This window comes from Bacillus sp. SIMBA_154 (genome assembly GCF_046536015.1).
GTDB classification, from domain to species: domain Bacteria; phylum Bacillota; class Bacilli; order Bacillales; family Bacillaceae; genus Bacillus; species Bacillus pumilus_P.
Window position 1 is genome coordinate 1 of record NZ_JAWJBV010000499.1, and the last position, 249, is coordinate 249.

Here is a 249-nt window from a genome sequence, read left to right on the forward strand (position 1 = left end):
GGCGCGACCGGCCCCGAGGCGAACGGAACCGCCGGCGAGGACTCGATCCTCAGCCTGGGCGAGCTCTATCAGACGCACACGGATCACCATCTGCAGGTGCCCGACTTCGATCTCATCACCGCGCTTGCGCTGATTCCCGATTCGGACGAGGGCGTGGATGCTGTCGGGGAGGAACCGCAGTTGCCTCCCCAGATCACCGACCTGGGGATACCGTTGACACGAGCGGACTCAGTGATGCTCGGCCACCTC

At 65.5% G+C, this 249-nt stretch carries 1 protein-coding gene; it reads left to right on the top strand.

From position 1 onward, the window contains the following. Positions 1 to 249: hypothetical protein (locus tag R0K30_RS22900; RefSeq protein ID WP_410613252.1), on the top strand; the 249-nt coding region annotated here is incomplete at both ends.